Source organism: Desulfovibrio faecalis, from assembly GCF_053570625.1.
In genome coordinates, this window is the sequence record NZ_JBRBQR010000001.1 from 2,537,799 (window position 1) to 2,561,847 (window position 24,049).

The following is a 24,049-nucleotide window of genomic DNA, read 5'->3' on the forward strand; positions in this document are numbered from 1 at the left end:
ATCTTGAGGTGAGTACAGACGGTTCAAAAAATGTCACACTGACCTTTGCGAGATCATCAACGCATAAGGCGCAGCAACGGGCGCAGGCGTTGCTAAAACGGTATGAAAGGTTGCTCCTCATGCAACTGGACGTAAATCCTGGTTGCATTCCAAGGACAGTTCAGCAGTTGGTTGCCAGTGGCAAGATCAGAATAGAGAACGGAAAATTCAAGTTGGTGATTTAAAGCCAGACATGGACGAGGTGGGATTGATGGCGGGAAAAGTGTGTGGGCCTGTGTGTGGGACTTGGTGTCAAAGTGTGGGCTTAAAATGAACTTAACGGAAGATTAAACCGTTGATTTTAAAGCCTATGCGCTGGGGCTTTGTTCTCGTGCGGGTTCGAGTCCCGCCCTCGGCACCACGAATTTAGGAATTGAGCTAACAAGCTCAATTCCTTTTTCTTTTTCTATCGCTTGATAAGCTTTCCGTAGTTGGTGACCCCATTCCCCTTTGCAGATGCCCTTTTGGGGCACTCACTGGGTCACAGGAGTTCCGACTATGTGCAAGTATGCCCCCAATAATCACCTCTCCCCTGCCAAGCTTCCTGCCTTCCTTTACCTAAAAGGTTCTTCCGGGTTTTCCGTGGGTAACCCCTGTCAGGAACTGGCCGGGTAGAGGTTTAGACCGCCACAGAAGAAGTAGATGGCTGTCTTGAAATGCTCCCGGTTCCTATAACCGCAAGCCTTCCTCTTGATGGCCATGATCTTGCTGTTGAGGCCCTCGGCCACGCCGTTGGTGATCCTGTGGCGGCAGAAGGTCAGGATGTTCTCAAGATGTCTCTGAATCAGTCCGCCCACTTTGCGCATTGGGGCAAGATCTGACCTGTTCACCCAGACCAGCCATCGCTTCACAAAACGTCTGGCCCATCCCGTGCTCAGGTACTTCCAGACGTCGTTCAGGCTTTCCTTCATGGCCCAGGCCTTGGCCACCTTGAGGTTCGCTGTCTTCAAGGCCTCCAGGGCTGGCCGGTGTTTGTCCGGCAGATTCTCCTCCCGGTATAGCCAGAGGAATTTCGTGCCCTTGAGTCGATGGTCATCCTGACTTGTGAGTTCGCGGTGCTCTTGCTTGCGTACCCGGTCCACAGCCTCGCCTACGTGTTTCATGACGTGGAACCGATCGTGAACGATTTTCCCCGCCGCGTCCGGCACATGTTTGAGCGTAGCTTTAAAATAGGGCTCCCACATGTCCATGGCCACGGCCTTGATCCGCTCCAACTGCGCCTTGGTGAACTGAAGGTAGTACCCCTCAAGGCTTTCGGCCTTACGCTCGTCGGCCACATACTCCACCGTGCTGCCGATCAGATCACAAACCACGGTCACATAGTCGTGCCCCTTGCGGAATGCCTTCTCGTCAACGCCAAGATACCGCGAGGGATTCGATTGCTTGCGCTCCCGGCCCCGGCGCACCGCCCTTTCCATGACACCCCATGCTTCGTCCCAGGTGATGCGCAGGATGCGCCGCGCTCCTGTTACGGTGGCGCACTCGGTCAGCACGTCGATGATCAATCGCTCCATCAATATGGTGAAACGTGCCTTGGACTCGGCCCAAGGCACGTTGACCTGAAGGACGCCATGCTCGGGGCAGTCCACTCGGGGAATCCGAGCATGCAGGAACGTCTTGAACTGGCACGTGTCCAGATGGCGCCAGACACGAGGCTCGGCATGGTCGCGGCAAGCCAGCTCTCGACCACAAGTAGGGCAAAACCAGCGAACACCAGGACCATGCTCCACGCGGATGTCTACCCGACCTTCCGCCGTGTCCAGTTCAACAGCCTCAACAAACCAGGGCTCGGTCAGCCCGAGAATCCGAAAATATAGGTCCGTATCCTTCATTGGTGCCCTCCGGGAAGGACATTAGCAGATCAGCTACCCACGGAAAACCCGGAAGAGCCAACAACATTGCCAGTAGAGTTACCAGCACGCTGCCAAGCCGATATGGGAAGCTTAGCAACCATTCCTGATTCATTAAAAAAATACACAATACCAAACGCTGTACTTCCATTCTCTGTGGAGTACCAATACACTCTAAATTGTTTGAATCCAAAATTTATCGGAAAATTTTTAATAGTCTGTTGCGCATGCTGCTTGTCTATGTCCGTCATCAGCACGCTGTTGTGACAAGCTTTTCTATTGAAGAGACAACGATCTTCTTTGGTCAGAGGCAACTCTATTTCCCTGATGATATTCGAACAGATATTTTCTGGAAGCCACCCCCATTTCTGGCGGAAAAGTGGGCCAAGATATAATCCACCCCCGGCTGAATATTCTTCTGCTTCGGAAATAATTTTTTTATCTTCACTATTTCCATGCAGGTAATTCAAAAAGCGGTTTCTTATTGTAGAATATGCACCGAAGCTTTCAGGATGCAAAGAAATAGCAGTATTATCAGATAGAAAAATATCTTCGTTTTCTTGCGTTGCATTAGGATCAAGAATTTTTGCCAATCTTGCCACAAGATCGGGGTCTGTCTGAACTTTACGCCAAAATAAGTCTTGCAGAAGCGCATCATTTACAGAGCCATACAGCTTCCAGGCAGGATGGCCGAATGCCTTTGGATAACGCGGAGTATATTGGAACATAATTCCTCCAAGGGAGGCAGGCATGAACCTGCCTCCCAAGCTTAAAAATTTTCATTTGCAGTTTTAATAGATCTTGTACTAACGATTGGCACGTTTCATGTCCGCATCAAGCCATTTCAAAAAAGCATCGCGCAAAATAATAACCTTACGAGGCGATACTTTAATGAAGCATTGAGCGGGAATTTCTCCGCGTGATCTACGATTCTGAATCGTACGCCAACGCAATACATTACTTGTCAAGCAGTCAATCATCTTTCCTGGAAATGATTCAGGCAATGTTGCATAGTATTGTTCAATTAGCATAGTAGTCATAAGCCACACCATTTTTGCACGTGAAGCGAGATGCGCCTTAAATTCAGGCACATGTTAAAGACGCCAATATGTCAGGCGACCAGTGTTTGGAGGAGGCTTGCGAAAGAAAAGGGGATGTGGCAAACTGAGCTTGATACGTCAGTCAGGCCGAAACCGTTGGCGCGGTTTCCCCTGCGCAAGCCCGGCCTCTCTTCATGGATGCCGGGTTTTTTTATGTTCTTTTTTTCTGCCTATAATCTAGCAATCTACATTTTGTGGAACAAAATACTGCTTTTTGAGTTTTTCCATAAAAAATTCTTCCACAGATTGGACAGATTCTCATTAACAAGAAAAGCCGATTAGAAATATCCCAAGCTGGCGTCAAAATGTAATTTACTTCTATATACTCTTGAATACTCATCGGAGACGAAATCGCCAGCACGGACGGAATAGCATGCAATCCTTCCACTCGAAATCCAATGGAATGATTCTGTTCAACAATATTATTAAAATCTTGCTGTGGAAGACTACAATTTCTGATGGCCCATGAGAAAAAGAACTCATGTCGCTTCCTACATCTTTCAAGAATATCCCTTCCAAGTTCAAATTTCTTCTCGCCAGGTATCACATATACTGCGCAAAATTTTTGGTAGCCATAAGGTTTTTTGCACTTCAAGAAGGCGCCCCTACGGTCATCCTCTGACAAGCAAAGTCGCGTATTCGCCAATCCCCTTACAGCTATATTGGGGCATCCCAGAGCAAAAAGTGGAGAAGGCTCAAAACCAGAAATTTGAATAATGGATTCAATAGGCTCATTAAGATTGAGCCACGTTTCCAGGAGCTGGTAAGCGAATGCTATTTTGTGTTTAGTTTTTGCCATGGGTCAAAGCTATGGTCTAAGAACTATTTTGTCAACAAAATAGTTCTTAGACCAGCACTGGAATACACAAAACAAACCTGAGAGGGGCGGGATAGGAGCGGGATAAACGACAAAAAGACGCAAAAAAGGGTTTGTGAGCGGCCTTGAGCCATCTTCACAAACCCTTGATTTAACTTGGTACCGGGAGCGAGACTTGAACTCGCAAGAGGTTGCCCTCGGCGGATTTTGAGTCCGCTGCGTCTACCAATTCCACCATCCCGGCAGACTAGCCAAGGCACATGGGCAATGCCGCATATGCATGGCGTGAGTGGCTTTGTAGCCCAAGGTACGCCGATTCGTCAAGCCCTCAGCAGTGTTGCCTCTCTGATTAGGCCAAAAGCAGCTCGACACCGCACCATGCGGCTCCCACTCCCGGCCTGCCGTCTTTGATTTGGAGCCAATGTAACAGACTGCGCTTCGGTAAATCAGAATCACGGCTTTGTTATGCACACTTCTGTCAGGCTCACCAATCAGGCTATGTAATTTTACTGAGCGGATTCACGATGAAGTCACCTGTGGCGGTATTGCCATGCCGCGCAGGCCAAAAAACTTTCCTTTGAGTTCACAACGTGAAATTTCCCCGCCCAGAGCTGAATTCCACCGATTCTGCCGCATTGACATTTACAGGTAATGGCCTGACTCGAAAAATAATTTTACAAAAAAAATCGCATCTGCTTGACACTTGCCCCCCATTTGCGTAAACACCTCTTCACGCAATGCGGGTCATTAGCTCAATTGGTAGAGCAGCTGACTCTTAATCAGTTGGTTCGGGGTTCGAGTCCCTGATGGCCCACCAGAAAATCCAGGTTCGCGGTTACACCGCGAACCTTTTTTCTTTTGTTCTATCAGCAGTTACAAAAAAACCGGCCAGTGGCCGGTTTTTTGATCTTCAATGCTCTGATTTCTTATGCTCTGCTTCCGCTGTCATGCACCCAAGCAGCGCACAGGCCGAGCGCTTACAGAATATACTGGCTCAAGTCCTGATCGTCGCGCACATCCTGCAAATGCTCTTCCACATAGGCCTTGTTGACCACCACCTGCGCACCGGGCATTTCAGGCGCGTCAAAGGATATGTCAGCCAGAATTTTTTCCATGATGGTATAGAGCCGCCGCGCGCCGATATTTTCCGTGCGGGTATTGGTGTCCTCGGCAAAGGCCGCGATTTCTTCCAGCCCGTCATCCGTAAAGCTCAGGCGAATCTGCTCCGTACCCAGCAATGCTTCGTACTGCTTGGTCAGGGCATTGTCCGGCTCCTTGAGGATGCGCAAAAACTCTTCCCTGCCCAGAGGCTGCAATTCCACCCGCAAGGGAAAACGTCCCTGCAATTCGGGTATCATGTCCGATGGCTTGCTGAAATGGAAAGCGCCCGCCGCAATAAACAGGATGTGATCCGTGCGGATCATGCCATACTTGGTGTTGACCGCACTGCCTTCCACAATGGGCAGCAGGTCGCGCTGCACGCCCTCGCGCGAAATGTCTGACGTGCGGTTTTGCGAGGAGCTGGCGATCTTGTCGATTTCATCAATAAAGATGATGCCCGTCTGCTCTACCCTTTCGCGGGCCTTGTCCACCAGGGCTTCCTGATCCACAAGCCTGCCAGATTCTTCCTGCACAAGCACGGCAAAGGCATTGCGCACCTTCATTTTGCGGCGGCTGTGCTTGGGCGGAAAGGCCTTGCTGAACATGTCCTTAACCTGTCCGCCCATCTGCTCCATACCGGGGATGGCAAACAGATCAACACTGCCGCCGCCCTGCTCGGTCACTTCCACTTCCACTTCCCGGTCATCCAGAAAGCCAAGGCGGAATTGCTGCAAAAGCTTTTCGCGCGTGGAGGCGCGCTCTTCCGACCCAAAAGAACTGGGCAACAGCAAATCCATAAGGCGTGATTCAGCAGCAGCCTCGGCAGCCTTGCGCACACGGGCATTTTCCTCATCGCGCACAAGGTTGATGCCTATTTCCATGAGGTCGCGCACCATGGATTCCACATCGCGCCCCACATAGCCCACTTCCGTGAACTTGGTGGCTTCAACCTTTACAAAGGGCGCTCCTGAGAGCTTGGCCAGGCGGCGGGCAATTTCCGTCTTGCCTACGCCCGTGGGGCCCATCATAATGATATTCTTGGGCGAAACCTCATCACGCAACTCCGGCGCAAGGTGCTGCCGCCGCCAGCGGTTGCGCACCGCCACGGCAACCATGCGCTTGGCCTGTTCCTGTCCCACCACAAATTTATCAAGCTCGGCAACTATGCCGCGAGGTGTCAAAGTACTCATCAAATTCTCCTGCTGTAGGCACATTCTTATGTAAATATAGGCATTGCCGCGCACATGGCAATGGAGGCACACAAGGTTTTCTCCACCGCAGCAGCGTACCTGCGCGTACTGCCCTTGCGAACACTTTCCTGCAACGATACACTGAAAAAGTGAGAGCGAGAAATCTGGAAAATCCGATCTCGCTAACAATAATCATTGACAATAAAGCCTTGATAGCACAGAATCCAAGAACCCTGAAACAATAAGGAGTTTCCTATGGATACAGTTACGTTCAAAGGCAATGTCATGCATCTTGAAGGCACCCAGCCCGCCGTTGGCGGCAAGGCTCCCGACTTCACGCTGACCGCCAACGATATGAGCCCCCGCAGCCTGAAAGACTATGCTGGCAAGGTGCTTGTGCTTGTATGCGTTCCCTCGTTGGATACTCCCGTATGCGATATGGAAGTTCGCCGCTTCAATACCGAAGCCGCCGCGTTGTCCGACAAGGTGCGTATTGTGGCCGTGAGCCGCGACCTGCCCTTTGCGCAGGCCCGCTGGTGCGGAGCTGCTGGCGTAACCGCTGTTGAAGCCCTCTCCGACTACCGCGCTGGCGCCTTTGGCAAGGCCTATGGCATCCTGATCAAGGAGCTGGATCTGCTGGCCCGCTCGGTCTTTGTGGTCGCCCCCGACGGCACCCTGGCTTACAGCCAGCTTGTGGGCGAAGTTACCCACGAGCCTGACTACGCAGCCGCTCTGGAAGCTGTTAAAAAGCTGGCCTAGCTCATCAAAGCTACCCAAAAGCCAAAACGCCTTCCCCACTGAAAGGGGAAGGCGTTTTTTTGTGATGTCGCGCCAAAGAGTGCCAGAGCAAACGCAGAGATGTACAGCGGCCTTGCCGTCAGGAACGTCTGCGACCCGTAGCCTGAGCGGCAAACAGACTCACAGCAAACCAGCAGCAGGCCACAAGAATAATGGTGGCCCCGCTGGCCGTAGCAAGCCATTCCTGAGCCGAAAGGGTCAGCCCTGCGAATGCGGATGACGTACCCACCAAAAGCGCCCACCAGAACATGCCCCCGGCAGAACGGGCAAAATTGCGGGCCGTGGCGGCGGGCACAATGAGCATGGCCGTCACGAGCAGCACGCCCACCGCCCATACAGAAAACATCACCACCAGTGCCAGCAGTCCGGCAAAGGCATACTGCCACACTGCCACGCGTACACCGTGAACCCGCGCCATAACCGGATTCAGGGCAATATACATCAGCCTGTTGTAGCCTACGGCCTGAAACAGAAGCAGGGCAACAAAGAGCAGGGCCAGAAAGCCAATTTCACCATCGGTGATGGTAAGGATATCGCCGTACAAAAAGCGCTGCATGTCCCTACCTATGCCCTCGGCACGGCTCACCACGGCAAGACCAAAGGCCACCACGGCAGAAAACACAATGCCGATGACTGTGTCGGACGAAAGGTCGCTCTTGCGCCGCACAGCCATGATGCCAAGCCCCACCAGTATGCCAAACAGGGGCATGGCAAGACGCGGCGGCACAGCCAGTATCAACCCCAGCGCAACCCCGGCAAAGGCCGAGTGCCCGATGGCGTCTGAAAAAAAGGCCATGCGAAAATTGATAACTTCCACCCCGAGCACAGAGGCCATGGGGGCCAGCAGCAGCACTCCGAGCAAGGCCTGCTGCATGAAGCGCATTTGCAGGCAATCAAGCGGAATCATGGAGATAAGCGCATATACGGGGCTGAGATCAGGCACGGGAACCTCCCTGATCCGGCGCTTTTTCACCGCAGGGTTCACTTTGTGAGGCGCTCAGGCGGGCAGACAGGCGCGCGTTCAGGCGGGCGGCCTCGCGCCGCTCAATGGCCGCATAGTTGGGCAGCAGGCCCTCGGCTTCGCTCACCACGCCGCACTGCGGGCAGCCGGGGTCTTCAGGGTCGCACTGGTCCGGATACAGGTGGATAGGTACGCCAAAAAGTTCCATGAGGGTGGAAGATGTCAGCGTGGCGCGCGGCGCGCCTGTGGCGCATACTGTTTTGTTGAGGCAGATCACGTGGGTTGCGTAGTGCGCCACCAGCGGCAGATTGTGGCTGACCATGATCTGCGTAAAGCCGCGCTCGTGCCGGGCGGCATCCAGCAATTCCCAAAAGAGCCTCTCGCCGCGCACGTCTACGCCTGCCGCAGGCTCGTCCAGCACCAGCAGTTCCGGATTGCGGCCAAGAGCCGCAGCCAGCAGCACACGGCGCAGTTCGCCGCCAGAAAGGTCGCCCATGCGGCTCTGCTCCAGATGCTCGGCTTTGACCATCTGCAAAAGCTGCCGTCCCTCGCTGCGCGCCCAAGGGCGCAGGCCCAGCCACAAGGGCTGGCGCTGGCGGCTCAGGGCCAAAAATTCGCACACGCGCAGGGGCAGGCTGCGATCCATAATCAGATGCTGCGGCACATAGGCCATGCGGGGCTGATGCTCTAAACCAGCGAACTGGATACGCCCTGTATAGGCCATTTCGCCAATAAGGCAGAGCAGCAGCGTGGTCTTGCCTGCCCCGTTGGGCCCCACAAGAACCGTGCTGCCGCCAGCGGGCGCAGTGGCGCAGATATTGTTCAGAATACTATTGCCCCCTCGGCTGAGGCATACATTTTCAAAGCAGACCGAGGGGGCAAGCAAGCTGTTATTTGCCAAAATATTTCTCTAATGTGTCCAGATTTTTGGACATGACGGTTTCGTAATAATCAAGGGGCGCGTCAGACGGCCCCGAGGCCAGAGGGTCAAGCTGCACTGCCGGAACACCCGTTTCCGCCGCAAGGGCGAGCACGGGCTTGTCCGAATACTGCGGCTCGCCAATGAGCACAACCGGCTTGGATTCTTTTATTTTTTTCACCAGATCAAGCAGGCGCGCCGCAGAGGGTTGAGCCTCTTCATCTTCCTGAATCACATCCACAAGGTTCAGCCCGGCATCGCGCACAAGGTAGGCCATGCCATCGTGCAGGGCCACCACATTCTTGTTGGCGGCATTGGCCCCTACTGCGGCAAGGCGCTGGCCCAGAGCCTCAAGCCTGGCGGCATAGGCATCCGCCGCCTGCGGGCAATTTTTTGCGGCAACCGGAGCAGCCGCAGCAAGGCCACGGCCAATATTGCGCGCCATCACAGCAGCTTGCAGCGGGCTGGAAAAAGCATGCGGATTCAGGCCGCCGTGGTCGTGCCCATGGTCATGGGCGTGACCATGTTCGTGATCATGCCCTTTTGCCGCTGCCACAGGGTTGTGGTCGTCCTTATGGGCGGCGTCCGCCTTGCCGTGATCGGCATCGTGGTCTTCGTCATGTTCTTCAACAATGGCGTTAATGCCCTTGCTGCTGTCGATGACGGCTATCTTCTTGCCTGCGGCGGCAAGCGGTTTTTCCAGAAAGGACTCCATACCCAGGCCGTTGATGATCACAACATTGGCCTTGGAGAGTTTTTGCATGTCCTTGGGGGTCAGCGCGTAGTCGTGCGGGCAGCCTGTCTGGGCGGGAATGAGCAGATCAACCTGCACATCCGGGCTTGTCTGGGCAACAGCGCGGGTCAACATATATACGGGATAGGTGGTGGCAAGAACGCGCACCTTGGGCTCGGCGGCAAACGCGCCAGTAACCGCAAAAGCGGCTACGAGCAGCGTGCATAAAAGCGCCAGGCCGTGATGTTTGCCCTTGCGAAACAAGACAGAAATACAATTGCTCATGGTACTTACTCCTGTTTCCAAAGCAAAATGGTCAGATAAGACCCCGCAGCAGCCGTGTCAAGCCGGATATTTTCAATCCGTCAACGGCTAATTCTGTGCAGACGGAAGCCAGTGTTTGATAAATCTGCCTTCTTCAATTTCAAAATACGCCTGCATCAACTCTTCATCTGTATTCATGACAATGGGGCCACCCCAGGCAACCGGTTCCCGCAGGGGCGCGCCGGAAACCAGCACAAAGCGGCATTCTTCTTCGCCACCTTCAAAGGCCACGGTGTCTCCCTCGCCCAGCAGGTAGGAGTGGCGGGCCAGCATTGGCTCCCTGCCCTCCATCAAGAAGCAGTCGCCAGCATACAGATAGGCAAAAACCGTGTGCGCGGGGTTGGTCTCCACCTGCCAGCGCCCCCCGGGTTTGAGCCGCACGTCAAGAAAGCGCACGTCCACATAATCACCCTTTGCCGCGCCTTCAACGCCCTTGTATTCACCCGCGACCACGGCCACGTAAGCGGCCTCTTCCTCAACACGCGGCACCATATCAATGGTGATGTCGCGGTACTTGGGATCAGTCATCTTGTGGGCGGCCGGCAGATTGATCCAGAGTTGCAGGCCGAGCATGCGCGGCGAGGCAAGGGGCATCTCCTGATGCAGAATACCGCTCCCGGCGGTCATCCACTGGCAGCCGCCATCGCGGATAACGCCAGCATTGCCCAGGCTGTCCTTGTGTTCGATGACGCCATTCACAAGATAGGTGAAGGTTTCAATGCCCCGGTGAGGATGCATGGGAAAACCCTTTACGTAATCCTCCGGATTTACGGAATCAAAGGCATCAAGCATAAGAAAGGGATCAAATGTTTTGACTGTGGGCGAACCAAGCACGCGCACAAGGCGCACACCTGCGCCATCAATGGTGGGACGCCCCGTGACGTCTCCGGTGATGGATCGTAACTGCATGTGCTGCCTCCTTGTGCCGGGCTTTCGCCGTATGTGCATAAGCCTGGCTTGCATTTTTTACAGTGCTCCGTATGCTGCCGACCTGTTCGCGCTCAAAACGCAGCTACAGACGGGGAGAATACGTGTCGAAATTTCTAAGCAGACTCGCGCTTGCCGCCCTCTGCATAGCCCTTGGCTGCCCGCCCATGGAACTTGTTGCCGAGGGCGCATCGGTCGCGCCCGTTGCCGACACCGCAAAACCTGCCACGGAACTTGCTGCGGAACCAGAAGCCGGACAAACAGACGCGCAAAAAACATCTGCCAGCAGCCAGTATACAGAGCCTGAATCTTCGCCAGCAATGCCGAAACCCACCCAGTCAAAAACCGTCCAGAATACCGAGACCAACCGCGCCTTGCCGCCATTGCGCGAGCTGATCACATCCCCCTTTGGCAACCGCCGCATGCCCGGTTGGCTCAGCAGGCGCGGCGTGGTCATGCGCGATCATGGGGGTATAGATATCCGCGCGCACATGGGCTGGCCTGTCACGGCCTTCAAGTCCGGCACAGTCATCCGCGCCGGAGAAAACGGGCCACTGGGCATCTCCGTTGATGTCCGGCAAGAGGATGGCATGACGGCGCGCTACGGGCACATGTCAAACACTCTCGTAAAAACCGGGCAGCGCGTCACCTCAGGCGAAGCCGTAGGGCTTGTGGGGTGTACTGGTAGAACCACCGGGGCCCACCTGCACTTTGGCCTGCTGGACGCTTCAGGCAAGGCCGTTGACCCCCTGCCCTACCTGCATTCTGCGGATGAAGTGCTGCGTCCCGACCCGGCGAGCATACCGCCCGTCATTGAAGCGCAGTCTTGCGGGCCAGTGCTGCGCGGCCCCAACGGACGCCCCATTCGCATGGGCAATACGCGCATGGGCACTACGCTGAAAGATCTCGATAACTATACCCCGCCGCCCATCCCCACCTGGGATCAGCGCCAATAGCAGGAACAGTCTGCCCTCGCATTGCACAAAATTCCGGGCTGAGTTCCGGGCAGATTCCACCCCGATCAGGGGAAACGCCCGCAAAGCAATGACCTGACTCTAGGCCGAACGACGGTTTCTCGGGCCTTCCGCCCTGCGGGACTTTTTGCGCCCTTTGGGCCACAGGGCCGCCATAAGCACAAGCTGTCCAACCACCAGTACCGGGTCGCGGTCAAACAGCCCCGCGCCGAGCACAAGGCCCGCTCCAAGCAGAGCTGCGCCCCGGCTGGCGTAAAACCTGCCCGCAAGCTGCAAGATCACGCCAAGCCCGACCACTATGGCAAAGAGCAGTGCCGGGGCAGTTTCCGGCGCAAGAACAATGGGCAAACCGGACAACGCAGACGAAATATCCGCCTGCGCCGCCACAGTTGCCAAAGCAAATACCGTCAATGCTAATCCCAGACCAGCGCGCACCACTCGCCGTCGATAACGCGGCGGGGCTTGGGCAGGCATTGGGCCATGTAGGCTTCTTCCACGCTGTCGGCCTGAATTTCAAGCAGGCCGGAGAGCACCAGGCATGCGCCGGGCTTGCAGGCCCACACGATGCGCTGGGCAAGATCAATCAGCGGGCGGGCCAGAATATTTGCCAGCACCAGATCATAGGTGCGGCCTTCGAGCGCGTCTATGCTGCCAAGGCCCACTTCAAAACCCTCGATTCCGTTGATTTGCCTGTTTTCAATGGCATTTTCCACGGCCAGCATGTCGATGTCGTAGCCTTCGCCGGTCAGGCCGCTCTTGCAGCAGCCAATACCAAGCACGCCCGAGCCAGTGCCGAGATCCAGAAAATGCTGGCCCGGCTTGACGCGTCCGGCTTCCACAAGCTCGCTCAATACAGTGAGGCACAGGGCCGTAGTGGCATGGTGTCCCGTGCCAAACGCGCTCTTGGGTTCAATAACAATCTTTTCCCGACCGGGAAAATCATTGCTGTCGGCAAGCCAGGGGGGCAGCACCACAAAACGGTTGCCGCACGGCACAGGCGTAAAAAACTGCCGCCATGCTGCCAGCCAATCCTGATCCTCAAGCGTGGTCAGGGTGTATTCCGCTGCGGGAATGCGGGCCTGAAGGTCGCTTTTCAAGGTGTTGATGAATTCGGGGTTTTCGCAATGCACGCGAAAGCGGGTCTCACCCGTGGGCAGGGTTTCTTCTTCCCAGCCAAAGGGCACCCCCAGGGTCAGCAAGCCGGTGGCGCGGTCTGCATCTTCTTCGGCCACAACCATTTCCAAACGAAAAATCTGCTTCATAATCCTCTCGCTCAGTGTTTGCGGCGGGGCCACTGGCACACCAGCCGACCTGCCAACAATGCCAGACTTCCCCTGCCGGGTCGAGTCCCTTTGGTGGCCCCCCCTTTTGCGTGGCGCTGCCCTTCGCAATACCTACTTAATCAATAAGGATTGCCATGCGCCTCAAATGCGGGTATAGTGACTAACTTATTGAAGCCTTTGTATTCCCCTTTGCAAGGAACATCCATGTCTGACTCCCAGTGCTCGCCTCTGTCGCCCGAGGAAACATCGACCAATCTTTCCCCGGCCCATGCCGCCGAACTTGAGACCCTGCTGGAACGCATCCGCACCGATTTTGATGTGGAATTCGAACCGCTGCATGTGGACGAAAATCCCCTTCAGGTGCTCTCCATACAGAACATGAGCGCCCATCTGGACAAGCTGCTGCAACGCAAGGCCATCCACGATCCGCTCAAGGATCTGCCCCTGTGGGCAAAGCTGTGGCCCGGTTCGTTTGTGCTGGGCCGCCTGCTGCGCAAATATGAACCGCAGGGCAAAAGCCTGCTGGAGCTTGGCGCTGGCTGCGGCGCGCTGAGCCTTGTGGCTGCCCGCTACGGATTTGCGCGTGTGGTGCTGAGCGATGTGGTGGAGCAGGCCCTGCGCTTTGCTCGGGCCAACGTGCTGCGCAACGGCCTGGGCGACCAGATTGAAGTCACCCATGTGGACGTGACCGCGCCGGGCCGCGACCCGCGCTTTGCCAGCGGTTTTGACATTATCGCCGCCTCAGAAATCCTCTATCTGGACGAGCTGCACAGGCCGCTGGTCAAATTTGTGGATCGCCACCTCGCACCCGGCGGCAAGGCCTTTTTCTGCACCGACGTGGCCCGCGCCAAACCCCATTTTGGCAAAATAGCGGCCAAGACCTTCAAGATAACCGAAGGTCGCATCGGTGTTAAATCCCACGACGAAAACGGCGAAGAACAGCGCCGTCTGTACAGTATTCTGATTCTGGAGCGGCCATGAACGAGCAGTTGCCCACCATAACCCTGGCCCCCTGCCCCAAGGGCTACACGCGCGATCTGGACAAAACCATGAGTCCCGCGCAGACCATCGCCCGCGTGCGGGAACGGCTGGATTCCTCCCGCCTCGACATTTTGTCAAAAACGCGCCGCGTGGACGTGGGCAGGCTTGGCATCCCCGTGTTTTTGAGCGTGTGCGGGGCTGATGCCCGGCGTATCATGCCTACCCGCAAGCAGATGGGCAAAGGTTCCTCCGCCGAACAGGCCGAGGCTTCGGCCCTCATGGAACTGATGGAGCGTTTTGCCTTTTTCAGCTTTTGGGAAGAGCGCCCCCACATGGTCAGCGCCACATGGAGCGAGGCCGAGGCCCGTTTTGGCAGTGATCTGCTGCCCATTGAGGCCATGCTGCGCTCGGTGGACGACACCCTTTCGCCGCAGGATGCACGCCGTGTGCTTGACCTCACGCGCTGGCAGTTCTACCCCGCCACCCGCCTGCTGGACGGCAAAACCGTGTGGCTCCCGCTGGACTGGTTCAAGCTGCTTGGCGAATTTAACGGCACCTCGGCTGGCAACTGTCGCGAAGAATCGCTGCTGCAAGGCCTGAGCGAACTGATCGAGCGCCACGTGTGCTGCCGCGTTGACCGCAACCTGCCCACCACGCCCACCATCGACCCGGCGTCCTGCGCCTTTGACCCGGTGCTGGTCGAACTGCTGGCGGCATTTGAGCGCGAAGGCGTGCATATTGTGCTGAAAGATTTTTCGCAGGGAATGCCCCTGCCCACGGTTGCCGCCGTGGCCTGGGATCCCAAAACCTTTCCCGACAGCTCTGAAATCGTCTACACCGCCGGCACAGCGGCTTCCCCTGCCAAGGCGGCCATCCGCGCGGTTACGGAAGTTGCCCAGCTTGCAGGCGATTTCTGCACACGCGCCTGCTACGAGGCCTCAGGCCTTTCCAAGTACACGGCCCTTGAGCAGATCAACTGGCTTATCGAAGGCCCAACCGTCTCCCTTGCCAGCCTGCCCACCGTGGAGGACGCCGATATTCGTGAAGAACTGCTCACAGCTCTGCGCGGCCTTGCCCCGCTGGAGCTTTACGCGGTTGAAACCACGCATCCGCGCCTCGGCATCCCCACCCACTACAGCATTGTGCCTGGCCTGCATTTTCGCGAGCGCGACCGCAACCAGAGCCTTGGCCTCTTTGTGGGCCGCAAGCTCGTGGAAGAAGCCGATGCGGAAACTGTACTGCATGGCCTGAAAGTGCTGGAATCATGCTATCCTGGCGCGCATTTTCTGCCATTCTTTGAAGGCATGCTGGCCCTGCGCGCGGAAGACTTCAACACTGCCCGCAGCGCCTTTGCCGCAGCCGTGCCCCTGCAACCGGACACCGATTCTCAGGCCCTGGCCTCCTTTTACCTTGGCTATACAGATACCCTTGAATGCCGCTGGCAGGAGGCGCTGCCCGCGCTGGCAGCCGCTGCCAAGCTCTGCCCGGACATGAAGGAATACGGCAATCTGCTTGGTGTGGCCCACTTCAAGACTGGCGACTATGCCAAGGCGGCTGAGGCCTTTAAGGCTGTGCTGCGGGTGGACAAAGGCTCTGCAATGGACCTCGCCAACCTCGGCCTGTGTGAAAAATTCATGGGCAATGCCGAACAGGCCCGCGAATATCTATGCGCCGCGCTGGAGCTTGACGCCAGCCTGGATTTTGCCCGCAACCATCTGGCGGAGCTGGAAGGATCGGCTAACTGAACTGGCTCCATCCCCCAACCGGGAATTGGCTTGCCTGTCAGGCCTGATGGCGCAAATACGATTTTGCCGCGCTGAATGCGTCAGCGCCGGGGTTTTGATGCTACCGTGCAGGAGTACGGACGCGCAAAATCCCGGCGCTTGTTTTTCAAAAGCAGCAAATCATTTACCAGGACGCTGCCAACACCCCACTGATATTCTTGATAAAATACATATTTTGCCTCAACATGGCTCTGAGGGTATAAGAATACGCGCTTCACGCAGTAGGATTGCGGCTGCCTGCCTGTTGCGTAAAAGCGAGTGCACGGCAACTGTGCGGTGAAACTGGAGAAATATAGTGAGCTTTGCAGTCAAGGAAATTTTTTATACGTTGCAGGGGGAAGGTTTCCACGCAGGCCGCCCCGCAGTTTTCTGCCGTTTTTCCGGCTGCAACCTGTGGTCAGGACGAGAAGAAGATCGCAAATTTGCCAAATGCCTATTTTGCGATACAGACTTTCTCGGGGCCGAGAAATCGGGCGGAGAATTCAAAAACGCCGCTACGCTGGCCCAGGCGATCTGCTCTTTTTTCCCCAGCTATACGCATCCGGGCTATCGGCCTTACGTGGTCTTTACAGGGGGGGAACCTGCCCTGCAACTTACCGAAGAATTGTTGCAGGAGTTGGGCCGCTGCGGTGTGGAGACGGGAATAGAAACCAACGGGACGCTCGCCCTGCCCAAAGGCTTGGACTGGGTTACGGTCAGCCCAAAGGCGGGAACAAAACTGGTTGTTACATCCGGGAGCGAGCTAAAGCTTGTCTGGCCTCAAGAGGGCATCTCCGTTCAGGATTTTGAGCAACTGGATTTCAAACATTTTTTTCTGCAACCGCGCGACTATGCAGGTCAGTCACAGGCAACAGAAGATGCTGTCAGAATCTGCCAGGATCGCCCGCTGTGGAAGCTCAGCCTTCAGACACACAAGTTTATCGGGATTTCGTAGGAGAACATATGGATATTTACGTTACTTTGACCTTTGACGCAGCGCACCGGTTGCCCGCTGTTCCGGCAGGCCACAAATGCGGCAATCTGCATGGGCATACTTTTGTTGTTGAAGTTTATGTGCAGGGCGAAGTGTCTGAAACCAATGGCTGGGTTGTTGATTTTGGCGACATTAAATCGATTGCGAAGTCGTATGTTGACCAGCTGGATCACACGTATCTGAATGATATTGAAGGGCTTGAAAATCCCACCAGCGAAAATATCGCCATCTGGCTCTGGGGCAAGCTGAATTCCCAGATCAAGGGGCTTTCAAAAATCGTGGTTAAGGAGAGCCCCACCTCTGGCGCCGTGTACACGGGGAAGTAAGAAGTAGGCAAAAGATAGCCACGGACGCATATGAGGGGCGGGCGGATTTTTCTGACTTGCAATTTATCCATTTGATCATGGCTGAACGAAATATTCCTTGATCGTTATGTCGCAAGACTCCGCGCCCGGTTCTTGGTGATGGTTGATAATGAAAAACCATACAATTTGGGGCATCACAATTTAGTTTTGGCGAGAAGGCAGAATGGGCAAGAGTACTGTTTTCAGCCTTAAAGAAAAATCTTCAAACATGGGCTGAAACGGACTCTAATCCAAAGCGGAAGCGTTCACTGGCATTTACGCGGCGCGGAGGGAGATCACCTGAGCGAGCGGAGCGAGGGAAGGAAGCTCCCGCAGCTATAGCCGCGTTGCCCTCGTAGCATAAAGATAGTTGAAAGCCCTCTTTGGGGGTGCTCCGGGGGGAGTGCAGAGGGGCAAAAGGGGCGCAGCCCCGGCGGAGTGTTGGCAACGTCAACACGACCGGAAATCAGGAGTAGGTCGCGGCTTTGCCGCGCCGTAAGCGACAGATTTTCGTGCCTTACCGCCCGGCGGCGTAGACGCCGATGGCGGCCCAAAGCCCGTAAAACGGGATTTGGCATCAGGATGAAGGGGGCGCAGCCCCTAACAGGCCCCCTTTGCCCCACGCCGGGGAGGCGAAACCGCGCGCCGCGCAGGCGTCCCCAATTTTGCCGGAGGGCGAAATATCATACCCAAAGGGCAATAAATTCAATCGACAAGATTCATCAACTAGGTCGCCTGCCGCACAGATACGCAGCATCCCCCTAATTCCAGAAAACCCGTGTCATGACCTCGCACTTCCCCAGCATGCCGGGTTCAAACTGCTTGCCCTCGCCATCGCTGATGGTTATGCGCACAGGCACGTAAACTTCCGGGCGGGCCGCAGTTTCCCTGGCATCCTTGTTGTCCGCGATGGCATTGGGCGGCAGGGGCTGGGGGTCGAGCCTGTCATAGACGCGCCCTTCAAGCTTGGTGTCGTTTTTCAGGGTTATGGCGCATTTCTGGCCCGGCTTGAGGGCATTGGCGGCATCCTGCGTAAAAAAGGCCAACAGCCAGAAGGATTTTTGCGCTTCCTTGCCCTCGGGCAGCAGCAGGACCACGGGTTCGCCGCGTTGCACAGACTGCCCCGGCATGGCAATACCGCGCAGAATGCGCCCATCTTGCGGGGCGTAGAGATTGCCGTCCACAGCATTTTGCGGCACGGCATTCATGGCAGCGCCCAGGGCGCCTGCCACGTACTTGGTCGTATAGCGGTTGCTTGAGGCCAACTGTTTGTAACGCAGCGCTTCCGCGCGCACTCGGGCAAGCTCCTGATCGATTGCAGCGCGCACAAGGCTGACCTGTTCAAATTCCACAATGGCCCGCTCCTTGGCAAGGCGGGTCTGAGCTTCCGCCTGCTTGACGGCTGCGTAGCGCGCGCTGCCCACGGCGCGTTCACCGCCCTGGCTATCAAGTGTGCGCAAGGCCAGTTGGGCGCGCACATGCTCTGCCACGCGTTCTTCGCGCGCTTTCTGTTTGAGGTCTTCATCGTGCCGCGCCAGTGCGATACGGCGCACCATCTCCTGTTCCGAATCCTGCGCCTGCTTGAGACGCGCTGTCGTTTCTTCAATGCTCGGCGGGCCAGCCATAACGCGCAGAGCGGCGGCTTCGCGCCCGGCCTCGCCCACACGACCAGCGTATGCTTTGGCGTCCAGCCGGGCCAGCACCTGCCCTTTTTTGACGCGGTCGCCCTCGCGAACAGCTACGGATTCAACTTTGGCGGGGAATTCGGACGAAACCGCGTACACCATGCCGTCAAGCATGGCCCAGGTGCTTGTTACGCGGCCAGATTCAATCCACCACCACCCGGCGGCAACCAGACAGCCCATCACCCACAGGGGCAGCAGGCGCAAAAACATACGGCCGTGCTTTTTCAGCCTTGGTTCGGGCATTTGCAAGTATATTGGTTCGGGCATGTTGTGTCCTGTGGGGTTGGAGCATTTTCATGACATTATCATAAAAACATGCAGATACCGTACCACATTGCCTGCAATGCTCTTTACAAGCCGCTCGCAGACGCTTACAAAAGCTGCATTCACGGAGAAGCGGCTTTTTGCCGTCAAATCTCCGCCAGGGGAGTCTACACATATCATGGTCTTATCGCGAATCTGCGCCCTGCTTTGCCTGGGCTGTCTGCTTGCTGGCTGCGGTACCACCCGCCCTGTAGTTGTGGTGGAAAAAGACGAATTCATGAAAATGGCGCATAACATGCCCAAGGAACTCCAGGCCCGTGACCTGCTGGACAAGGACGGCTCCTACACGGCCCCCATGTCGTTCAAGGGCTTGAAAGACTACGGCGACATACTTTTCACCCGCCTTTCGCCCTCATTTATGCTGCAAAACGATACGGCGCATGATGTGTATCTTGGCGAAACATTTTCCGCCACCATCCTGCCCGACAGCCGCGTGCAGCGTTTCCCCAACGGTTTCAGCATCAATCATGCCACGCAGAAGCTTAAAGTCAATATGGTCGGCATTGCGGACTGGAACGGGGACGGACAGGATGAATGGATAGTTTCCTGCTTTGTGGAACCCAAGAGGGGTGGGCGCACCCGCATTTATTATGTGCTGGTCCCGCCGCCGCTCAATGATCAGGAAAAACTCAAAGGCACCGTTGCTGCGGTATACGAGTGCTTTGGCCTTTCCTGCACGCTGTATGTGCGCGACAGCAAGGTTATTCAGCGCGATGCCGCCGATCCGCTCTTGCCGCCTACAGAAGTGCATGACGTGGTGCCCGGCTTGCAGCCTGTCACCACCCCGCCCAACAAGGCCAAGCAAAAGAGCGGCGAAGGTCTGGAAGAGCGCAGCCTGTAGGCCGCACACTCGCCAACCATTGTAGTATAAAAAACAAAGGCTGTCAGTTCGCACAGAACTGGCAGCCTTTGTTGGTCCGAGCATCAGTAGTATCTGGCACGCAATTGAATTGCGCGGCAACATACACGCGCTGGGGTCGAGTAGCCCGCACAGGGCTGATTGTTTACCCCGCTTTTGCCGCAGGTTGCGCACCGTTATCAGCCAGGGCGCGGGCAAAGTGCCGCTAAGGAATAAACGCAACAGTGCGGCATTGTTCAGCCGTATCTCCACAGCCCGCAACCGCACAAATCGCCAGCCAGTGCGGCACTGTTATGACGCCGCCTCACCCAGCGCAAAAGGCAGCACCTGCCGCTCAAAAAAGCCAAGTGCTGCCCGGCAAAAAAGAACCCCGCCGGGGCAGGGGTTCGGTTCGCAAGAACCTGCTTCCCTGCCCCGGCGGGGCAAAACATTTCAAGCTAAGCTAAAGCTTACTTGAAAGCCTTTTCAAAGTTGGGCACGACCTGCTTTTTGCGGCTCATCACGCCGGGCAGCCACACGGATTCGCCTTCGGCCTTCACGCCAAAAGCCTTTTCCACCACGGAAGGATCGTCAGAAACGATCAGCATTTCCGAGCCTTCCTTCATGATGTCGGTGAGCAGCAGGAACACGCTGTGACGGCCTTCGCCCTTCACGCGGGCGATTTCGGCCTGAAGGCCAGCCTTGACGGGTTCCAGAATGGAAAGGTCGACCACTTCGAGCTGGCCGATGCCAACTTTCTTGCCGCCCATGTCGAAGTCCTTGTAGTCACGGAAGACCAGGTCCTTCATGGAGGTGCCTTCAACGGCGCTCTTGACCTTGAACATTTCCATGCCCAGAGCCATCACGTCGCTCACGCCCGCGATCTTGGCCAGTTCTTCAACGGCCTTCTTGTCGGCGGGGGTGCAGGTGGGGGACTTGAAGATAACGGTATCGGAGAGGATGGCGCACAGCATGCCGCCAGCGATGCCCTTGGAAATTTCCACGCCGTAGAAGTCAAACATGTTCTTCAGCACGGTGCAGGTGCAGCCCACGGGCCAGATCCAGGCTTCCAGGGGCGCGGAGGTGGTCACATCACCAAGCTTGTGGTGATCAGCGATACCGAGCACACAGGCGGAATCCATTCCCTTGGGGGCCTGAGCCAGATCGGAATAGTCCACCAAGTACAGATTCTTGCCAGCCACGTCGGCAACAACCTGGGGAGCGGTGAGACCGAACTTCTTGAGCACGAATTCGGTTTCAGGAGTGGGCGCGCCCTGAGCGGCAGGGGTAACGTCCAGACCGCGCTTGCTGTACAGGTCGGCGGCGGCAATGGCAGAAATGATGCTGTCGGTATCAGGATTCATGTGACCAATAACTAATGCGGACATGACAGTCTCTCCTTCCGGTATTGTTCGGGTATGCGGTTCAGTGCGACCGCTTTGTTCTCTTTAGCACAAAGTCCTGTCCATGCCAAGGTCTTCGCACAAAAAAACCCGAAACAGATTAGTAGACACTCTACCCCACAAAACACATCTACTTGAAAATAAACAATATTTTTAACTTAGTGATTTTTTTATTTTTTCGTCGCCTTGGGATGGGCCTTGTCATAGGCTTCCATCAAATGCTCAAGGCTTACCTGCGTGTAGCGCTGTGTGGTGGTCAATCTGCGGTGCCCCAGCAGCTCCTGCACACTGCGCAGGTCGGCCCCTGCCGAAAGCAGGTGCGTGGCAAACGAATGGCGCAGGCTGTGCGGCGACACTGTAAAGTCCAGCCCGGCTCGGCGGCACAGGCGCTCCACAATGCGCGCGGCCTCCCTGCGGTTCAGGCGCGAACCGCGCGAACCCACAAACAGGGCCTGCTCTTCGGGCAGGGCCAGGAGCGGACGCTCGTCAAGCCATGCCCTGAGGCTCTCGCACGATGTGTCGGAAAGCGGTGCAAGCCGTTCCCGCGAGCCTTTGCCCATAACGCGCAACACGCGCGATGAAAGCTGCACATCATCAATATTGAGGCCAAGCGCCTCTGAAATTCGCAGGCCAGAACCGTAGAGCAGTTCCGCCAAGGCAAGATCGCGACACAGCAGGCGCGCGGATTCGGCGCTCTCTGCTCCGGCCTGCCCATGCTCCGCATCCAGCAAGGCAAAGGTTTCGTCCACATTCAGAGCGCGGGGGTGGCGTTTTTCCTGCCGGGGATTGCGCACCTGCGCGGCCACATTTTCTGTTACCACACCATTGCGCTGTTGAAAACGAAAGAATGAACGCACAGCCGCCAGTTTTCTGGCCATGGAGCTTTTGGCCTCGCCCTGACGGAACAGCCAGGCCAGATAGGCCTGCACGTGACGCCGGGTGACGGTTTCGGGCCTTCCGAGGTCAGCATCCTGCCCGCGCAGAAACTCGATGAGTTGCGCAAGGTCGCTGCCGTAGGCTTTGAGAGTGGCGGGCGAAGCGCCCTTCTGCACTTCCATCCAGGCCAGAAAGGCATCAACAAAGAGCTTTGCCCGGTCAGGGGCGGGTTTGCGCTGCCCGCCAGCGGCCTGTTGCTGCGTGTTTGGCGTGGCTGCCTCGGTCAACGAGGCTTGCGTTTGCTTGCCTACAGTTTTTTTGCGCGCTGTCGTTTTGGCAGCAGCACCGCTCCCGGCCTTTGGGCTGGCGGTCGCGCCAACCGGGCTTTTTTGCCCGCCCTGTGCCCTGCTCATGCCATTACCTCATAACGCGCGCCGGGCAGACGCCGCACCTTGCCCAGCATCTCAAGCCCCACAAGAGCGGCATTGGCCGCCGCAGCGCTCAGCCCTGCGGCATCAGCCAGAACATCGGCATGGGTGGGGCCGTGCTGGCGCAGATACGCAAGCAGGCCAGCGTTGCCATCAGCGGCAGCGACGTTTTCCGCAGCTGCGCGCTCGCCCGCGTTGAGGGGCTGCACGGTGCCCGCCTTGCTGCTGGCATCATTTATAATGGATGCGTTTTCGCTGGCATGCTCCCCGGTTGGGGCATCCTGCCCATTGGCCTTGGCCCTGCCGGGTTTCCCCGCCGTCGCGTCCCGGCCTGCGGTACCTTGATCTGCGGCACCTGTTGCTGATGCTTTGGGCGCACCTGCCGCCTTGGGTGCTTCCGGCGCGGGCACATCCTCCAGCAGTCCTTCCTCTTCAGCAGGCACCCCGACCTCGCTGATGCCAAAGGGCCGCAACTGCTCCGCCAGATCGCGCAACACATCCTCAGCGCTGAATACGGCATGCGCGCCCTGACGCACCAAATCCTGACATCCAAGGCAATGGGCATCCAGTGCAGGCCCCGGCACGGCGTACACTTCGCGGTTTTGCTCCAGCGCCAGCCGCGCCGTGATAAGGCTGCCCGAACGCTGGGCGGCCTCCACCACCAGCACGCCCAGCGAAAGCCCGCTGATGATGCGGTTGCGGATGGGGAAATTGCCCGCATGTGGCAACGTACCGGGCGCAAATTCAGAGATCAGCAGGCCCCGGCGCTCCATTTCGTCAAAAACAGTCATGTTGCCAATAGGATAAAGCATATCAATGCCCGTTCCCAATACGCCGATGCTGCGCCCAATGCGCGCAAGGGCGGCCTCATGGGCAACCCTGTCTATGCCCAGGGCCATGCCGGAAATAATGGCAATGCCGCAGGCCGAAAGGCAGCGCGCCATGTATTCGGCCACAGAACGACCATGTTTGGTGGCCTTGCGCGAGCCAACCACGGCAAAACCCGGCGATTGCAGCAGGGAAAGATCACCCCGACAATAGAGCAGCAGGGGCGCGTCAATAACCGGGCGCAGCAGCACGGGATATTCAGGGTCTGTCCACAGAACTATGGACGCGGCAAGATCGCGGGCGCGATCCCATTCTTCCCTGGCAGTGACACGCCACGAACCCGTAGCCAGTTCGGCGGCCTGCCCCTTGTTGACGCCCGCCTCATGCCAGAGTTCGCGCGCCTGCACGGCGGCGTAGGCCGAGCCAAAGTGCCGCGCCAGACGTGCGGCAGAACGCGCGCCCAGCCCACGACAATGCCGCAGGGCAAGGCTGGCCCAGTATTCCTTGCGGGCGGCCTCGTCCATTACAGCCAGAGTTTTACACGGCTGGCTCATGCCGCCACCGCTGTA

The 24,049-nt window shown here is 56.8% G+C and carries 22 protein-coding genes and 2 tRNA genes; 8 read left to right on the plus strand and 16 right to left on the minus strand.

The window, feature by feature from the left end:
* Positions 1–635 precede the first annotated feature (635 nt).
* The 5 genes from ACUZ79_RS11180 to ACUZ79_RS11200 form a co-directional block, all read right to left on the minus strand.
* Positions 636–1,871, minus strand: coding sequence for an ISL3 family transposase (locus tag ACUZ79_RS11180; protein ID WP_096152604.1), 1,236 nt, complete (start codon positions 1,869–1,871; stop codon positions 636–638).
* A gap of 29 nt (positions 1,872–1,900) precedes the next feature.
* Complete coding sequence (locus ACUZ79_RS11185; RefSeq protein ID WP_449251648.1) at positions 1,901–2,641, minus strand: hypothetical protein; 741 nt, start codon at positions 2,639–2,641, stop codon at positions 1,901–1,903.
* Between the two features lie 54 nt (positions 2,642–2,695).
* Positions 2,696–2,980 (minus strand): hypothetical protein, encoded by a 285-nt coding sequence (locus tag ACUZ79_RS11190; protein ID WP_449251649.1) that lies wholly within the window; start codon positions 2,978–2,980, stop codon positions 2,696–2,698.
* A 160-nt stretch (positions 2,981–3,140) separates the two neighbouring features.
* Positions 3,141–3,788 (minus strand): hypothetical protein, encoded by a 648-nt coding sequence (locus tag ACUZ79_RS11195; protein ID WP_256267551.1) that lies wholly within the window; start codon positions 3,786–3,788, stop codon positions 3,141–3,143.
* A gap of 175 nt (positions 3,789–3,963) precedes the next feature.
* A tRNA-Leu gene (locus tag ACUZ79_RS11200) sits at positions 3,964–4,050 on the minus strand.
* Between the two features lie 497 nt (positions 4,051–4,547).
* Between ACUZ79_RS11200 and ACUZ79_RS11205 the strand changes: the two genes are divergently transcribed.
* Positions 4,548–4,623, plus strand: a tRNA-Lys gene (locus ACUZ79_RS11205).
* A 160-nt stretch (positions 4,624–4,783) separates the two neighbouring features.
* Here ACUZ79_RS11205 and hslU read toward each other — a convergent pair.
* Positions 4,784–6,097, minus strand: coding sequence for an ATP-dependent protease ATPase subunit HslU (hslU, locus tag ACUZ79_RS11210; protein WP_192111507.1), 1,314 nt, complete (start codon positions 6,095–6,097; stop codon positions 4,784–4,786).
* 255 nt (positions 6,098–6,352) lie between these two features.
* On the opposite strand from hslU, the gene tpx reads away from it, so the two are divergent.
* Entirely contained in the window at positions 6,353–6,856 is a 504-nt protein-coding gene (gene tpx / locus ACUZ79_RS11215; RefSeq protein ID WP_240824612.1) for a thiol peroxidase, read from the plus strand.
* Positions 6,857–6,974: 118 nt separating this feature from the next.
* Here tpx and ACUZ79_RS11220 read toward each other — a convergent pair whose 3' ends face one another.
* From ACUZ79_RS11220 to ACUZ79_RS11235, 4 genes are all read right to left on the minus strand, one after another.
* Positions 6,975–7,838: a metal ABC transporter permease gene (locus ACUZ79_RS11220; RefSeq protein ID WP_240824613.1), complete on the minus strand. Its 864-nt coding sequence runs from the start codon at positions 7,836–7,838 to the stop codon at positions 6,975–6,977.
* Positions 7,831–8,757, minus strand: a complete 927-nt coding sequence (locus ACUZ79_RS11225; RefSeq protein WP_240824614.1) for a metal ABC transporter ATP-binding protein — start codon at positions 8,755–8,757, stop codon at positions 7,831–7,833. Before ACUZ79_RS11225 ends, ACUZ79_RS11220 begins: the two co-directional genes overlap by 8 nt.
* Positions 8,747–9,793, minus strand: a complete 1,047-nt coding sequence (locus tag ACUZ79_RS11230; protein ID WP_449251651.1) for a metal ABC transporter solute-binding protein, Zn/Mn family — start codon at positions 9,791–9,793, stop codon at positions 8,747–8,749. Before ACUZ79_RS11230 ends, ACUZ79_RS11225 begins: the two co-directional genes overlap by 11 nt.
* An 87-nt stretch (positions 9,794–9,880) precedes the next feature.
* Complete coding sequence (locus tag ACUZ79_RS11235; protein ID WP_449251652.1) at positions 9,881–10,741, minus strand: pirin family protein; 861 nt, start codon at positions 10,739–10,741, stop codon at positions 9,881–9,883.
* A 122-nt stretch (positions 10,742–10,863) separates the two neighbouring features.
* Here ACUZ79_RS11235 and ACUZ79_RS11240 point away from each other — a divergent pair, with 122 nt between their 5' ends.
* On the plus strand, positions 10,864–11,715 hold the full coding sequence (locus tag ACUZ79_RS11240) for a M23 family metallopeptidase (protein WP_449251653.1): 852 nt from the start codon (positions 10,864–10,866) through the stop codon (positions 11,713–11,715).
* A 99-nt stretch (positions 11,716–11,814) separates the two neighbouring features.
* Here the strand turns inward: ACUZ79_RS11240 and ACUZ79_RS11245 are convergent, their stop codons facing one another.
* Together ACUZ79_RS11245 and ACUZ79_RS11250 are read right to left on the minus strand one after the other, a co-directional pair.
* Positions 11,815–12,144 carry a hypothetical protein gene (locus tag ACUZ79_RS11245; RefSeq protein ID WP_449251654.1) on the minus strand — a complete coding sequence of 110 codons (330 nt, stop codon included), beginning with the start codon at positions 12,142–12,144 and terminating at the stop codon, positions 11,815–11,817.
* Between the two features lie 2 nt (positions 12,145–12,146).
* Positions 12,147–12,995, minus strand: a complete 849-nt coding sequence (locus ACUZ79_RS11250; RefSeq protein ID WP_449251655.1) for a 50S ribosomal protein L11 methyltransferase — start codon at positions 12,993–12,995, stop codon at positions 12,147–12,149.
* A gap of 225 nt (positions 12,996–13,220) precedes the next feature.
* Between ACUZ79_RS11250 and ACUZ79_RS11255 the strand changes: the two genes are divergently transcribed.
* The 4 genes from ACUZ79_RS11255 to queD all read left to right on the plus strand — a co-directional run bounded on the left by ACUZ79_RS11255 (position 13,221) and on the right by queD (position 17,080).
* On the plus strand, positions 13,221–13,997 hold the full coding sequence (locus ACUZ79_RS11255; protein ID WP_449251656.1) for a class I SAM-dependent methyltransferase: 777 nt from the start codon (positions 13,221–13,223) through the stop codon (positions 13,995–13,997).
* Positions 13,994–15,742 carry a YcaO-like family protein gene (locus ACUZ79_RS11260; RefSeq protein WP_449251657.1) on the plus strand — a complete coding sequence of 583 codons (1,749 nt, stop codon included), beginning with the start codon at positions 13,994–13,996 and terminating at the stop codon, positions 15,740–15,742. The genes ACUZ79_RS11255 and ACUZ79_RS11260 overlap by 4 nt, the downstream gene beginning before the upstream one ends.
* 334 nt (positions 15,743–16,076) lie before the next feature.
* Entirely contained in the window at positions 16,077–16,715 is a 639-nt protein-coding gene (gene queE / locus ACUZ79_RS11265) for a 7-carboxy-7-deazaguanine synthase (RefSeq protein WP_449251658.1), read from the plus strand.
* 8 nt (positions 16,716–16,723) lie between these two features.
* Positions 16,724–17,080 carry a 6-carboxytetrahydropterin synthase QueD gene (gene queD, locus ACUZ79_RS11270; RefSeq protein ID WP_449251659.1) on the plus strand — a complete coding sequence of 119 codons (357 nt, stop codon included), beginning with the start codon at positions 16,724–16,726 and terminating at the stop codon, positions 17,078–17,080.
* A 779-nt stretch (positions 17,081–17,859) separates the two neighbouring features.
* Here queD and ACUZ79_RS11275 read toward each other — a convergent pair.
* The gene (locus tag ACUZ79_RS11275; RefSeq protein WP_449251660.1) at positions 17,860–19,050 is read right to left on the minus strand and encodes an HlyD family secretion protein; all 1,191 of its coding nucleotides are present in this window, start codon (positions 19,048–19,050) and stop codon (positions 17,860–17,862) included.
* Positions 19,051–19,225: 175 nt separating this feature from the next.
* On the opposite strand from ACUZ79_RS11275, the gene ACUZ79_RS11280 reads away from it, so the two are divergent.
* Positions 19,226–19,948 (plus strand): hypothetical protein, encoded by a 723-nt coding sequence (locus tag ACUZ79_RS11280; RefSeq protein ID WP_192111493.1) that lies wholly within the window; start codon positions 19,226–19,228, stop codon positions 19,946–19,948.
* A 467-nt stretch (positions 19,949–20,415) separates the two neighbouring features.
* On the opposite strand, the gene ACUZ79_RS11285 is transcribed toward ACUZ79_RS11280, so the two are convergent.
* From ACUZ79_RS11285 to dprA, 3 genes are all read right to left on the minus strand, one after another.
* On the minus strand, positions 20,416–21,333 hold the full coding sequence (locus ACUZ79_RS11285; protein WP_240824625.1) for a manganese-dependent inorganic pyrophosphatase: 918 nt from the start codon (positions 21,331–21,333) through the stop codon (positions 20,416–20,418).
* Positions 21,334–21,518: 185 nt separating this feature from the next.
* A complete protein-coding gene (locus tag ACUZ79_RS11290) occupies positions 21,519–22,637 on the minus strand; it encodes a tyrosine recombinase XerC (RefSeq protein ID WP_449251661.1) in 1,119 nt (372 codons plus the stop codon).
* Entirely contained in the window at positions 22,634–24,034 is a 1,401-nt protein-coding gene (gene dprA / locus ACUZ79_RS11295; RefSeq protein ID WP_449251662.1) for a DNA-processing protein DprA, read from the minus strand. The genes ACUZ79_RS11290 and dprA overlap by 4 nt, the downstream gene beginning before the upstream one ends.
* Positions 24,035–24,049: the final 15 nt, after the last annotated feature.

What these genes read in the sequence shown, in the direction of transcription:
- dprA (WP_449251662.1), bottom strand. Translation starts at nt 24,034, where the DNA reads ATGAGCCAGCCGTGTAAAACTCTGGCTGTAATGGACGAGGCCGCCCGC.
- ACUZ79_RS11230 (WP_449251651.1), bottom strand. Translation starts at nt 9,793, where the DNA reads ATGAGCAATTGTATTTCTGTCTTGTTTCGCAAGGGCAAACATCACGGC.
- tpx (WP_240824612.1), top strand. Translation starts at nt 6,353, where the DNA reads ATGGATACAGTTACGTTCAAAGGCAATGTCATGCATCTTGAAGGCACC.
- ACUZ79_RS11185 (WP_449251648.1), bottom strand. Translation starts at nt 2,641, where the DNA reads ATGCCTGCCTCCCTTGGAGGAATTATGTTCCAATATACTCCGCGTTAT.
- ACUZ79_RS11290 (WP_449251661.1), bottom strand. Translation starts at nt 22,637, where the DNA reads ATGAGCAGGGCACAGGGCGGGCAAAAAAGCCCGGTTGGCGCGACCGCC.
- queD (WP_449251659.1), top strand. Translation starts at nt 16,724, where the DNA reads ATGGATATTTACGTTACTTTGACCTTTGACGCAGCGCACCGGTTGCCC.
- ACUZ79_RS11235 (WP_449251652.1), bottom strand. Translation starts at nt 10,741, where the DNA reads ATGCAGTTACGATCCATCACCGGAGACGTCACGGGGCGTCCCACCATT.
- ACUZ79_RS11275 (WP_449251660.1), bottom strand. Translation starts at nt 19,050, where the DNA reads ATGCCCGAACCAATATACTTGCAAATGCCCGAACCAAGGCTGAAAAAG.
- ACUZ79_RS11195 (WP_256267551.1), bottom strand. Translation starts at nt 3,788, where the DNA reads ATGGCAAAAACTAAACACAAAATAGCATTCGCTTACCAGCTCCTGGAA.
- ACUZ79_RS11260 (WP_449251657.1), top strand. Translation starts at nt 13,994, where the DNA reads ATGAACGAGCAGTTGCCCACCATAACCCTGGCCCCCTGCCCCAAGGGC.
- ACUZ79_RS11180 (WP_096152604.1), bottom strand. Translation starts at nt 1,871, where the DNA reads ATGAAGGATACGGACCTATATTTTCGGATTCTCGGGCTGACCGAGCCC.
- ACUZ79_RS11280 (WP_192111493.1), top strand. Translation starts at nt 19,226, where the DNA reads ATGGTCTTATCGCGAATCTGCGCCCTGCTTTGCCTGGGCTGTCTGCTT.
- ACUZ79_RS11255 (WP_449251656.1), top strand. Translation starts at nt 13,221, where the DNA reads ATGTCTGACTCCCAGTGCTCGCCTCTGTCGCCCGAGGAAACATCGACC.
- ACUZ79_RS11250 (WP_449251655.1), bottom strand. Translation starts at nt 12,995, where the DNA reads ATGAAGCAGATTTTTCGTTTGGAAATGGTTGTGGCCGAAGAAGATGCA.
- hslU (WP_192111507.1), bottom strand. Translation starts at nt 6,097, where the DNA reads ATGAGTACTTTGACACCTCGCGGCATAGTTGCCGAGCTTGATAAATTT.
- ACUZ79_RS11285 (WP_240824625.1), bottom strand. Translation starts at nt 21,333, where the DNA reads ATGTCCGCATTAGTTATTGGTCACATGAATCCTGATACCGACAGCATC.